This is a genomic window from Mixta sp. Marseille-Q2659 (assembly GCF_940807255.1).
Taxonomy (GTDB): Bacteria; Pseudomonadota; Gammaproteobacteria; order Enterobacterales; family Enterobacteriaceae; genus Mixta.
Genome location: NZ_CALNWY010000008.1, coordinates 51,428 through 64,086, shown reverse-complemented (window position 1 = coordinate 64,086; position 12,659 = coordinate 51,428). Strand labels below are relative to the sequence as shown.

At 53.6% G+C, this 12,659-nt stretch carries 9 protein-coding genes; 2 read left to right on the top strand and 7 right to left on the bottom strand.

Annotated elements, in window-relative coordinates:
• Positions 1-19 precede the first annotated feature (19 nt).
• Together P3C52_RS08230 and P3C52_RS08225 are read left to right on the top strand one after the other, a co-directional pair.
• A protein-coding gene (locus P3C52_RS08230; protein ID WP_275553408.1) for an IS1 family transposase occupies positions 20-717 on the top strand; the annotation gives its coding sequence in 2 pieces (ribosomal slippage) (positions 20-269 and positions 269-717; 699 coding nt in all).
• 582 nt (positions 718-1,299) lie between these two features.
• Positions 1,300-1,971 carry a polymer-forming cytoskeletal protein gene (locus P3C52_RS08225; protein ID WP_275554533.1) on the top strand — a complete coding sequence of 224 codons (672 nt, stop codon included), beginning with the start codon at positions 1,300-1,302 and terminating at the stop codon, positions 1,969-1,971.
• Positions 1,972-2,023: 52 nt separating this feature from the next.
• Here the strand turns inward: P3C52_RS08225 and carB are convergent, their stop codons facing one another.
• The 7 genes from carB to ileS all read right to left on the bottom strand — a co-directional run bounded on the left by carB (position 2,024) and on the right by ileS (position 12,634).
• Positions 2,024-5,251 carry a carbamoyl-phosphate synthase large subunit gene (gene carB / locus P3C52_RS08220; RefSeq protein ID WP_275554532.1) on the bottom strand — a complete coding sequence of 1,076 codons (3,228 nt, stop codon included), beginning with the start codon at positions 5,249-5,251 and terminating at the stop codon, positions 2,024-2,026.
• A 23-nt stretch (positions 5,252-5,274) separates the two neighbouring features.
• The gene (gene carA, locus P3C52_RS08215; RefSeq protein ID WP_275554531.1) at positions 5,275-6,423 is read right to left on the bottom strand and encodes a glutamine-hydrolyzing carbamoyl-phosphate synthase small subunit; all 1,149 of its coding nucleotides are present in this window, start codon (positions 6,421-6,423) and stop codon (positions 5,275-5,277) included.
• Between the two features lie 454 nt (positions 6,424-6,877).
• Entirely contained in the window at positions 6,878-7,699 is an 822-nt protein-coding gene (dapB, locus tag P3C52_RS08210; protein WP_275554530.1) for a 4-hydroxy-tetrahydrodipicolinate reductase, read from the bottom strand.
• 204 nt (positions 7,700-7,903) lie between these two features.
• Positions 7,904-8,857, bottom strand: a complete 954-nt coding sequence (gene ispH, locus P3C52_RS08205; protein ID WP_275554529.1) for a 4-hydroxy-3-methylbut-2-enyl diphosphate reductase — start codon at positions 8,855-8,857, stop codon at positions 7,904-7,906.
• Positions 8,854-9,309: an FKBP-type peptidyl-prolyl cis-trans isomerase gene (fkpB, locus tag P3C52_RS08200; RefSeq protein WP_275554528.1), complete on the bottom strand. Its 456-nt coding sequence runs from the start codon at positions 9,307-9,309 to the stop codon at positions 8,854-8,856. The genes ispH and fkpB overlap by 4 nt, the downstream gene beginning before the upstream one ends.
• Positions 9,306-9,818 (bottom strand): signal peptidase II, encoded by a 513-nt coding sequence (gene lspA / locus P3C52_RS08195; protein ID WP_275554527.1) that lies wholly within the window; start codon positions 9,816-9,818, stop codon positions 9,306-9,308. Before lspA ends, fkpB begins: the two co-directional genes overlap by 4 nt.
• A complete protein-coding gene (gene ileS / locus P3C52_RS08190; RefSeq protein WP_275554526.1) occupies positions 9,818-12,634 on the bottom strand; it encodes an isoleucine--tRNA ligase in 2,817 nt (938 codons plus the stop codon). The genes lspA and ileS overlap by 1 nt, the downstream gene beginning before the upstream one ends.
• Between the last annotated feature and the right edge of the window lie 25 nt (positions 12,635-12,659).

Sequence of the window (12,659 nt, the reverse complement as noted above, 5' to 3'; positions counted from 1 at the left end):
GTGATTTTAAGGTGCTTGCGTGGCTTCCATTTCCATCAGATGTCCTTCCTGCTCCGCTACTGAAGGCGTGGTGCGTAACGGCAAAAGCACTGCCGGACATCAGCGCTATCTCTGCTCTCATTGCCGTAAAACATGGCAACTACAGTTCACTTACACCGCCTCTCAGCCCGGTACGCACCAGAAAATCATTGATATGGCCATGAATGGCGTCGGATGTCGCGCCAGTGCACGCATTATGGGCGTTGGCCTCAACACGGTTTTACGTCACTTAAAAAACTCAGGCCGCAGTCGGTAACCTCGCGCATACAACCGGGCAGTGATGTGATTGTCTGCGCTGAAATGGACGAACAGTGGGGCTACGTCGGTGCTAAATCACGTCAGCGCTGGCTGTTTTACGCGTATGACAGGATACGGAGGACGGTTGTGGCGCACGTCTTCGGTGAACGCACTCTGGCCACACTGGAGCGTCTTCTGAGCCTGCTGTCGGCCTTTGAGGTCGTGGTATGGATGACGGATGGCTGGCCGCTGTACGAATCACACCTGAAGGGAAAGCTGCACGTTATCAGCAAGCGTTACACTCAGCGCATTGAGCGACATAACCTGAATCTGAGACAACATCTGGCAAGGCTGGGACGGAAGTCACTGTCGTTCTCAAAATCGGTGGAGCTGCATGACAAGGTCATCGGGCATTATCTGAACATAAAACACTATCAGTAAGTTGGAGTCATTACCGGTTTATCAGGTAATAATTATCCCCAGGCAACGCTTTTTCTCTGGTGATATCTGGAAAATCAACAGCCCTGCGCCCCTTTAAATAAGGCTAATGAATAAGCGGCATGAATACTGACACTGATAAACAGAAATAGGTTATTCAAATCAGCGCAAACGACTACTTCCCTAAAATAGTCGCTATAAATAATCGGCATTATTGCACGGTTAATTAATGATTGCTGCCTGTAATAAAACTAACCTTTTCTATTATCACTACCAGGATTGATAAGGCGATGGTTTAAATTAACAAAAATAAAACCTGAACGGCTAATTTAAACGGGCAGTTGAGGTGATGAGGAAGAATATTGTTCCTGAGTGGGTTTGCGCCAATAAAATTTTATCCGACGATTATCGGCCACTTTTATTGAATTGCAGCGTGTGCAGCGCTTAATGGGCGACACAGCTTGAATAGTCGCGTCAATGTCGTTAATTTTGCGCAAACAGTGAATAAATAACGTTGCGCTACGCTGATATTAAAACAACGTTAACCGCCTTTTGCACAGCATAAAAATCTTCTGTAGAGCTGATATGGACAGGCAATATCTCTTTTTAAATTGTGTTTTTTTTTGGCTCATCGCATTAATAACCAGTTTCTTTTCATTTGTCTGGTCGGGAATCTTTTTTATTCTGACCTCAGCCGCATTTTTACTTTACGCCTTACGACAGGAGGTTTTTTCTATGTTCAAAAAGCAAAATAAGCCGACGGAAACAGAGGTTAATAACGCCATTACCGTACCGGTGATTACCGCCGAAAAACCATCACAGCAAGAAGAACAGCTGAACAATACGGTCATCGCCCGTGAAAGCTATTTTGAAGGTAACCTTACGGCGACGGGAAAGATTTATATATATGGCGAAGTACAGGGCAATATTAATGCCAAAGAAGGCGTAGTAAAAGTCATGAGAAATGGCCTGGTCAATGGCAATATTACCAGCCGTGAGTTAATTATTGATGGTGCCGTTAACGGCGAATGCAAAGCGGAATCCATTGATATTTGCGAACATGCCATCATTAACGGCGCACTCGATTACGTCACGCTATCTGTCAAAAAAGGCGCGGTGTTTACAGGGCAGGCGCAAACGTCCACAAAATCAGACAGTAATGTGATAGGGCTGGTGACTGCTCCGACTTCGCTGACAGCGAAAACGTCTGCTGCTGCTGAAAAAGTTGAGCCCGCACTCAGCAAAAAGAGCAGCTAAGCGCCCATAAAAAACGGCCCCCGTAGGAGCCGTTTTTGTTATCGCAGCGGTGTTATTTCGCTTTCAGCTGCGCGTGCATTTCCTGAACCGAAATGACTTTCTCGGTCGGATCGGCATTCAGCGCCATTGCGGTAGCAAAGCCGCCGTTCAGCGTAGTGTCATAATGCACTTTGTATTGCAGCGCGCTGCGGCGGATAACGCGTGAATCCTCAATCGCCTGGCGTCCAGCCGTGGTATTGACGATATAGCTATATTCGCCGTTCTTCAGGCGATCCTGAATATGCGGACGACCTTCATGCACTTTGTTCACCAGGCGCGGGTTAATACCTGCTTCACCCAGCACCACGGCTGTACCGTGCGTTGCATCCAGTTCAAAACCAAACTTCAGCAGCTTAGCTGCCAGGTCAACGACACGTTTTTTATCGCCTTCGCGCACTGACAGCAGCGCACGGCCCTGTTTTTTCATATTGGACTGCGCGCCCAGCATCGCTTTCGCAAAGGCCTCGGCGAAAGTACGGCCCACGCCCATCACTTCGCCCGTGGAACGCATTTCCGGGCCAAGAATCGGATCCACGCCAGGGAATTTGTTAAACGGCAGCACCACTTCCTTCACGGAGTAGTACGGCGGGATAACCTCTTCGGTGACGCCCTGCTCCGCCAGCGTTTTGCCAGCCATGACGCGAGCCGCCACTTTTGCCAGCGGCACGCCGGTCGCTTTCGATACGAAAGGTACGGTACGCGCGGCGCGCGGGTTTACCTCAATCAGGTAAACTTCATTATCCTTAACCGCAAACTGCACGTTCATCAGGCCACGTACGCAAAGCTCAAATGCCAGTTTTTCAACCTGCTGACGCATCACATTTTGAATGTCGGCACTCAGCGTATAGGCCGGCAGCGAACAGGCGGAGTCACCGGAATGCACGCCAGCCTGCTCGATGTGTTCCATGATGCCACCGATCAGCACGCGCTCGCCGTCGCAAATCGCATCCACGTCAACTTCTACCGCATCATCCAGGAAGCGATCCAGCAGCACCGGCGCATCGTTGGATACGGAAACCGCTGTCTGGAAGTAACGTTTCAGATCCTGCTCGTCATAGACGATTTCCATTGCACGTCCGCCCAGCACGTAGGACGGTCGCACCACCAGCGGATAACCGATGTCCACGGCTTTCTGTACCGCCTGCTCCAGCGCCGTTACCGTCGCGTTAGCTGGCTGTTTCAGGCCCAGGCGCTCTACCGCCTGCTGGAAACGTTCACGGTCTTCCGCACGGTCAATGGCGTCCGGGCTGGTGCCGATAACCGGCACGCCTGCCGCTTCCAGCGCGCGCGCCAGCTTCAGCGGCGTCTGGCCGCCGTACTGCACAATCACGCCTTTCGGCTGCTCGATACGTACGATTTCCAGCACATCTTCCAGCGTAACCGGCTCGAAGTAGAGGCGATCGGAGGTGTCGTAGTCGGTCGATACGGTTTCCGGGTTACAGTTGACCATGATGGTTTCATAACCATCTTCACGCAGCGCCAGCGCAGCATGCACGCAGCAGTAGTCAAACTCAATGCCCTGGCCAATACGGTTCGGCCCGCCGCCCAGCACCATGATTTTTTCACGGCCCTGGTTAGGATTCGCTTCGCACTCTTCTTCATAGGTGGAGTACATATAAGCGGTATCGGTAGCAAATTCGGCGGCGCAGGTATCGACGCGCTTGTAAACCGGATGGAGATTATACTGCTGGCGCAGCTTGCGTATTTCCGCCTCGCTCACGCCCGCCAGTTCCGCCAGACGCGCATCCGCGAAGCCTTTACGCTTCAGCGTGCGCAGGAAGTCAGCGGTCAGGCCGTTAACACCTTCCTGAGCGACCTGCTCTTCCAGACGTACCAGCTCTTCAATCTGCACCAGGAACCAGCGATCGATGTTGGTCAGGTTAAAGACGCCATCCACCGACAGGCCCGCACGGAATGCATCGGCCACGTACCAGATACGTTCCGCGCCTGCATCTTTCAGCTCGCGGCGAATACGCGTCAGCGCATCGGCATCGTCCAGATGCACTTTCGGATCGAAGCCGTTAACACCCACTTCCAGGCCGCGCAGCGCTTTCTGCATTGATTCCTGTAATGTGCGGCCAATGGCCATCACTTCGCCCACGGATTTCATCTGCGTGGTCAGGCGATCGTTGGCGCCGGCAAATTTTTCAAAGTTAAAGCGCGGGATTTTGGTAACGACGTAATCGATGGAAGGTTCGAACGATGCGGGCGTCAGGCCGCCGGTAATATCGTTCATCAGCTCATCGAGCGTGTAGCCGACCGCCAGCTTGGCCGCGACTTTAGCGATCGGGAAACCGGTCGCTTTTGATGCCAGCGCCGAAGAGCGGGAAACGCGCGGGTTCATTTCGATAATAATCAGGCGACCGTTTTTCGGGTTTACCGCAAACTGCACGTTCGAACCGCCGGTTTCCACGCCGATTTCACGCAGTACCGCCATCGAGGCGTTACGCATGATTTGGTACTCTTTGTCGGTCAGCGTTTGCGCTGGCGCCACGGTAATGGAGTCACCAGTATGAATGCCCATCGGATCGAAGTTTTCGATGGAGCAGACGATGATGCAGTTGTCTTTTTTATCGCGCACCACCTCCATTTCATACTCTTTCCAGCCGATCAGCGATTCATCGATCAGTAGCTCTTTGGTTGGCGACAGATCCAGACCGCGTTCGCAAATCTCTTCAAACTCTTCGCGGTTATAGGCGATACCGCCGCCGCTGCCGCCCATGGTAAAGGAAGGACGAATAATGCAGGGGAAGCCAACGTCGGCAGCAACCTGCAACGCTTCTTCCATATTGTGCGCAATGCCGGAACGCGCCGTTTCCAGACCGATTTTTTTCATCGCCTTATCGAAACGCTGGCGATCTTCTGCTTTATCAATCGCATCGGCGGTCGCGCCAATCATGGTCACGCCGAACTCTTCCAGCACGCCCTGACGCTCCAACTCCAGGGCGCAGTTCAGCGCGGTCTGTCCGCCCATGGTCGGCAGCACCGCATCCGGGCGCTCTTTTTCAATGATTTTGCGTACCACTTCCCAGTGGATCGGCTCAATGTAGGTCGCGTCAGCCATTTCCGGGTCGGTCATGATGGTCGCCGGGTTGGAGTTGACCAGAATGACGCGGTAGCCTTCTTCACGCAGCGCCTTACAGGCCTGCGCGCCGGAATAGTCAAATTCGCACGCCTGGCCGATAACAATCGGGCCTGCGCCCAGAATCAGGATGGATTTTATGTCGGTACGTTTTGGCATTGTCTCTGTTCCTCTCCTGAAATTTATTGCTGGCCTGCACGGGCCGCTTCAATCAGTTCGATAAAGTGATCGAACAGCGGCGCCGCGTCGTGCGGGCCTGGGCTTGCTTCGGGATGGCCCTGGAAGCTAAACGCGGGCTTATCGGTGCGGTGAATGCCCTGAACCGTCTGGTCAAACAGCGAAACGTGGGTAACGCGCAGGCTGGCAGGCAGATCTTTTTCATCCACAGCAAAGCCGTGGTTTTGCGCGGTAATCATCACGGTGTTGTTATCGAGATCTTTTACCGGATGGTTGCCGCCATGATGGCCCAGCTTCATTTTTACCGTTTTCGCACCGCTCGCCAGCGCCAATAGCTGATGGCCGAGGCAGATGCCGAATACCGGGATGTCCGTTTCCAGAAAACGTTGAATGGCGCGGATCGCATAGTCGCACGGCTCCGGGTCGCCTGGGCCGTTCGCCAGGAAGATGCCGTCCGGGTTAAGTTTTAGCACTTCTTCAGCAGCGGTTTGCGCCGGAACTACCGTCAGGCGGCAGCCGCGATCTACCAGCATCCGCAGGATGTTGCGTTTTACGCCAAAATCATAAGCCACTACATGATACGGCAGCGCGTCTGCCGCCTGCGCCGCAGGCAAACCGTCGTTCAGCGTCCAGCTGCCCTGCGTCCAGCTGTAGATTTCGCGGGTGCAGACTTCTTTCGCCAGGTCCATCCCTTTCAGGCCAGGAAACGCCTGCGCTTTTTGTAGCGCCAGCTGCGCATCCGGTGCGTCGCCCGCGATAATGCATCCGTTCTGTGCGCCCTTTTCCCGCAGCAGACGCGTCAGCTTACGGGTATCAATGTCGGCGATAGCAACGATATTGTTACGCTTCAGCCAGGCGGAAAGCCCTTCTTCATTACGGTAGTTGCTGGCGATCAGCGGCAGGTCGCGAATAACCAGACCTTGCGCATGTACCTGAGAGGATTCTTCATCAGCGGCGTTAGTGCCGACATTACCAATATGGGGATAAGTGAGAGTGACAATCTGGCGGGAATAGGAAGGATCTGTGAGGATTTCTTGATAACCGGTCATTGAAGTATTGAAAACTCCCTCCCCCACCGCCGCTCCTGTCGCCCCAATGGCCCGACCGTGGAATTGGGTTCCGTCTTCCAGAACCAAAATCGCTGACTTATTCAAAACGTCCTCCAGGGAATAAACAGTCATAATATTTGCATATTAATTCATAACGCATGGCTGAATCAATGCAAAAACCGCTTGCACAGTCGATTTTTGGCAAATTGCGCGCATTCTAATGATCGACCTCCTCCCTGTCTACCCTAAAGGCCATTTTTTATTGCTTTTTTACCCAACTCAACGCCAACCAGGATTATTCCTCGTGAAAAGGTCGCTATTCATGGCGGGAAAAACGGTTGCCTGACGAAAATAAACGAAAACGAGCAGCGAGAGTGAAGAAAAGTGGACCAAATGGTCAAAAACCGAAGGATGAATCTCTTTTTTTATGACAAAACTTTTAAATAAGGGAGTTACGTTAAAATAATCAATGCAAATCAACATAAAAAAAGTTTAAAAAAAAGAGCCAAAAAAGGCCCTTAATATACAGTTACTTAAAAAACAACTCTACTGTAAAAAACTAGATTTCATCAAGTTTAAGTACATCTTTCATATCATAAAGCCCATCTTTTCCCTTGGATAACCATATTGCTGCACGTACGGCACCTTTTGCAAAAGTCATGCGGCTTGAGGCCTTGTGGGTAATCTCAATGCGTTCGCCAATATCAGCAAACATCGCCGTGTGTTCGCCAACAATATCTCCGGCACGTACGGTAGCAAAACCAATCGTTTGCGGTTCACGCTCGCCGGTATGGCCTTCCCGCGCGTAGACAGCGCGATCGGCCAGCTGCCAGTTCATGGCATCAGCTATTGCCTCGCCCATTGCCAGCGCCGTGCCGGAAGGCGCATCGACTTTGTGACGATGGTGCGCTTCGATAATTTCAATATCAGCATAGTCGCCCATTACCTTTGCGGTTTTCTCCAGCAGCTTCAGCACCAGATTGACGCCAACGCTGAAATTAGCGGCAAAGACAATACCGATCTCCTGCGCAGCCTCGCTAATAGCGCGTTTGCCTGCCTCATCAAAACCGGTCGTACCAATCACCATATTTTTCTGATGCTGACGACAGAACGCGAGATAAGCGAGCGTGCCCTCCGGTCGGGTGAAATCGATCAAAATATCGAAATCGTTAACCACCGCAGCCAAATCGTCGCTTACGGAGATGCCGAGCTTGCCAATGCCGGCCAGCTCACCAGCATCACAACCCACCAGCGATGAGCCTTTACGCGCCAGAGCGGCACCGAGACAGACGCCTTCCGCCTGTTGCGTTGCCTGAATCAACTCTTTCCCCATGCGGCCCGGCGCACCTGCAATGGCAATGCGGATCTGTGCAGTTTTCATCGCTATTTATTCCTGATTTTAAGTATGTATTTGAAGCCACAACAGATTAGCCAGATGGCTAACAGCGAGCCAGTGTTAAAAAAGGATAATTAGAAATTTATGCTGCGGGCGCAGCGTTATTACGAAATGCGATGTTAACAATAAAAAACCGCCGGGTTCATGACGAAAACCGGCGGTTTTTAGGTGCTGCGTATGTACAAACAGTTAAACGACCTGTTTAACCTCGACGCGCAGCTCTTTCGGTACTTCAAAAACAATATTTTCTTCACGCCCGCTCAGCTCAGTCACCTCTTCGCCGCCAAACTCACGCAGACGCTGGATCACTTCCTGTACCAGAATATCTGGCGCAGATGCACCAGCAGTCACGCCGACGCAGCGAATATCCTGTAACCAACTTTCCTGAATATCGGCGGCGGAATCGATCAGTTGCGCGCGCTTGCCCGCACGCTGAGCCAGCTCTGCCAGCCGATTGGAGTTAGAGGAGTTTTTAGAGCCGACCACCAGTACCACATCCGCTTCGGCAGCCAGACTGCGCACAGCCTCCTGACGGTTAGTGGTGGCATAGCAAATATCGTCTTTACGCGGCCCGATAATATTGGGGAAACGCTGACGCAGCGCATCGATCACCGCCGAGGTATCATCTACGGAAAGCGTGGTTTGCGTCATAAAGCACAGGTTGTTTTCATTTTTCACCTGCAGATTAAACACATCCTCCGGCGCCTCAACCAGGTACATCCCGCCCTGCGGATTGTTGTACTGGCCCATGGTGCCTTCAACTTCCGGGTGACCGGCATGGCCGATCAGGATCGCTTCAGTTCCTTTACGGCTGGCGCGCGCCACTTCCATATGGACTTTGGTTACCAGCGGACAGGTAGCGTCAAACAGCATCGTAAGCTGACGCGCTTTCGCTTCGGCGCGTACTGCCTGCGAAACGCCATGTGCGGAAAAGATTAAGATCGCGCCATCCGGCACTTCCGCAATCTCTTCAATGAAAATCGCGCCGCGTTCGCGCAGGCTGTTTACCACGTAGCGGTTATGCACCACTTCATGGCGCACATAGATCGGCGCGCCATACATTTCCAGCGCGCGCTCAACGATACTGATGGCGCGATCGACGCCCGCACAAAAACCACGTGGATTCGCTAACAGAATTTTCATGCGCCAGCCTCCAGTACGGGATCGATCTCCAGCACGTCAATATCGAAGTGAACCATACGCCCCGCTAACGGATGATTAAAATCAACGGTAATGGAATCGCCGGCAATCTCGCGGATTACGCCCGGCATTTCACTGCCGTCCATTCCGGTAAACAGCATAATGGCGCCGACTTCCGGCTCGCCCGCCTGCATAAAATCACGGCGGGAGAAATACTGAATCAAGTCGGGAATAACGTTGCCGAACGCATCTTCTGGCTCAAGCGTGAAAGCTTTTTTATCGCCCGCCTTTAGCCCCAGCAGTTCAGCCTCCAGCGGGCCGGAAAGGCTGCCGTCGCCGAGGCGAAACAGCGCCGGCTTGCCGTTGGCGCGCGTCGACTCTGCCGTCGAGCCGTCATCCAGTTTTAATGTGAAGTGCAGCAGCACCGCGCTGTCATGCTGTACGGAATCGGTCATGCCTTGCCCTTTTGTTTCGCCTGTTTGCCGGAAGGGTTAAAAAAGCCTTCCAGCACGATCAGCGCGGCGCCAACGCAAATACCGCAGTCGGCAATATTGAAGGTGGCGAAGTGCCACCCGCCAATATAGAAGTCGATAAAATCGACCACAAAGCCGTGCCAGGCGCGATCAAACAGGTTGCCCAGCGCGCCGCCAATAATCAGCGCGTAGGCAATATTGTTGAGTTTCTGACTGGCCGCAGTGCGATACATCATCACCAGCAACGCCACCGCAATAGCGATAGCGATACCGGCAAAGAACCAGCGCTGCCAGCCGCCCTTATCAGCGAGGAAGCTAAACGCCGCCCCGTAGTTATGGGCATAGAACAGATTAAAAAACGGCATTACCGGTATCGTTTCATGCAGGGCCATGTTGTTCATGACCCAAAGCTTACTGCCTAAATCGACGCCGATAACCACCAGCACCAGCCAGAGCCAGCGCAATCCGGTTGAGAAAAGAGATTTACGCATCAGGCAAACTTACGCTCTTCGCCATTACCGGCGACGTTAGTCACACAGCGTCCGCAAATATCCGGGTGCGCAGCATCCAGTCCAATGTCGGTAGTGTAATGCCAGCAGCGCGGACATTTCTCCCCTTCAGCTTTATGCAGCGCGATTTTCAGACCTTTTAACACCTCGCTCTGCTGCGCTTCTTCCGGCGCCAGCGCGTAATCCGCCACCTGCGCGCCAGAGGTCAGCAGTACGAAACGCAGCTCATTGCCCAGCGCGGTCAGCTTCTCGGCCAGCGCGGCATCGGCATAAAGCGTTACCGTCGCCTCCAGTGAACCGCCGATACGCTTATCGCCGCGCGCCTGCTCGATCACCTTGTTGACTTCGCTACGTACTTTCAGCAGCTCGGCCCAGTAGCTGTCGTTCAGCGCCTCGCCCTCTTCTAAGCCGAACAGGCCGTCAAGCCACTCTTCGGTAAAGACATACTGCGCGCGTTTACCCGGCAGATAGCCCCAGATTTCATCAGCGGTAAAGGACATGATCGGCGCCATCCAGCGAACCAGCGCTTCAACGATGTACCACAGCGCGGTCTGGCAGCTGCGGCGGGCCACGCTGTCGCTTTTCGCGGTGTACTGACGATCTTTAATAATATCGAGATAGAACGAACCCATCTCTACCGAGCAGAATTGCATCAGACGCTGCACGACTTCATGGAAGTCGTAGTTGGCGTAAGATTCAATAATGTCCGCCTGCGCCGCTTTGGCACGTCCGACCGCCCAGCGATCCAGCACCACCATCTCTTCCGGCTGTACCAGATCGGTTTCAGGATTGAAGCCGTTGAGGTTAGCCAGCAGGAAGCGCGCGGTGTTACGGATACGACGATAGGCGTCGGCCGAACGTTTCAGGATCTCGTCGGAAACCGCCATTTCGCCGGAATAGTCGGTGGAAGCGACCCACAGACGCAGAATATCGGCGCCCAGTTTGTTCATTACATCCTGCGGGCTGACGGTGTTGCCCAGCGATTTGGACATCTTGCGGCCCTGACCGTCCACGGTAAAGCCGTGCGTCAGCACCTGACGATAAGGCGCTTTGCCTTTCATCGCCGTTGAGATCATCAGCGAGGACATAAACCAGCCGCGATGCTGATCCGAGCCTTCCAGATACATATCAGCGCTGTGGCCGTGGAATTCCGGGCGCACGTCAACGACGGAAGCGTGAGTCGATCCTGAGTCAAACCAGACATCCAGCGTATCCGGTACTTTCATATAGTTGTCAGCATCGTCGCCCAACAGGTCGCGCGGATCGAGATCCCACCACGCCTGTATGCCATCCTGCTCAACGCGCTGCGCCACTTTTTCCATCAGCGCCAGCGTGTCCGGGTGCAGCTGCTCGGTCTCTTTATGTACGAACAGCGCCATCGGTACGCCCCAGGTGCGCTGACGAGAGATACACCAGTCGGGACGGTTCGCGACCATCGATTCGATACGCGCCTGGCCCCAATCCGGGATCCACTGCACGCCTTTGATCTCTTTCAGCGACTGCGCGCGCAGCCCTTTCTGATCCATGCTGATAAACCACTGCGGCGTAGCGCGAAAGATAATCGGCGTTTTATGGCGCCAGCAGTGCGGATAGCTGTGAAGCATTTTTTCCACATGCAGCAGCGCGCCTTTCTCACGCAGTAGCTCAACGATCAAATCGTTGGCTTTAAAAACGTTGACGCCATCAAGCCCAGGGTAAGTACCCGGCAGATAACGTCCATCCGGGCCAACCGGGTTAGCGGTTTCCAGATCGTATTTCTGGCCGATGACATAGTCGTCCGGGCCGTGGCCTGGCGCCGTATGTACCGCACCAGTACCGGCATCCAGCGTAACGTGTTCGCCCAATACCACCGGTACGTCAAAGGCAAGGAACGGATGCTGGAAGCGCATCAGTTCCAGCGTCGTGCCGGTGGTTGAACCCAGCACCGTCCATTCGCTGACGCCCGCGCGCTGCATCACGCTTTCCACCAGGTCTTTCGCCAGGATCAGCGCACGGCCTTCGATCTGCACCAGCTGATATTCGAATTCTGGATGCAGAGAGATGGCGCGGTTGGCTGGCATGGTCCACGGGGTGGTGGTCCAGATAACCAGCGAGATCGGCCCCTGTACGTTAGCGGCGCCGAATTTCGCCGCAACGGCGGCGGCATCGGTTGCGTTAAACATCACATCAATGGAAGGCGAGGTTTTGTCGTAGTATTCCACTTCCGCTTCCGCCAGCGCGGAACGGCAGTCCAGACACCAGTGAACCGGCTTGGCGCCTTTGTGCAGATGACCATTGCCGATGATTTTACCCAGCGCGCGGATAATGTTGGCTTCGGTCTGGAAATCCATGGTCAGGTAAGGACGATCCCAGTCGCCCAGCACACCCAGGCGGATAAAATCGGTTTTCTGGCCGGCTACCTGCTCTGCTGCATATTTACGGCACGCTTCACGGAATTCCGCCGCGCTCACTTTCTCGCCCGGCTTGCCAATCATCTGCTCGACTTTATGTTCGATCGGCAGACCGTGGCAGTCCCAGCCCGGCACGTACGGTGAATCGAAGCCCGACAGACCTTTGGACTTGATAATAATATCTTTCAGAATCTTATTAACTGAGTGACCAATATGAATGCTGCCGTTCGCATACGGAGGGCCATCGTGCAGGATAAAGGTTTTTTTCCCTTTTTTGGCGGTGCGGATGATGCCGTACAGGTTGTCATCAGTCCAGCGTTGCAGCATACCCGGTTCGCGTTTGGCGAGATCGCCACGCATCGGGAACCCCGTTTCCGGCAAATTCAGGGTAGATTTATAGTCACTCATCAGATTCTCGATTCCGTGTTTCGGT

Coding starts and splice junctions, on each gene's coding strand:
- P3C52_RS08225 (WP_275554533.1), top strand. CDS start 1,300: ATGGACAGGCAATATCTCTTTTTAAATTGTGTTTTTTTTTGGCTCATC.
- carB (WP_275554532.1), bottom strand. CDS start 5,251: ATGCCAAAACGTACCGACATAAAATCCATCCTGATTCTGGGCGCAGGC.
- dapB (WP_275554530.1), bottom strand. CDS start 7,699: ATGAAAACTGCACAGATCCGCATTGCCATTGCAGGTGCGCCGGGCCGC.
- ispH (WP_275554529.1), bottom strand. CDS start 8,857: ATGAAAATTCTGTTAGCGAATCCACGTGGTTTTTGTGCGGGCGTCGAT.
- fkpB (WP_275554528.1), bottom strand. CDS start 9,309: ATGACCGATTCCGTACAGCATGACAGCGCGGTGCTGCTGCACTTCACA.
- lspA (WP_275554527.1), bottom strand. CDS start 9,818: ATGCGTAAATCTCTTTTCTCAACCGGATTGCGCTGGCTCTGGCTGGTG.
- ileS (WP_275554526.1), bottom strand. CDS start 12,634: ATGAGTGACTATAAATCTACCCTGAATTTGCCGGAAACGGGGTTCCCG.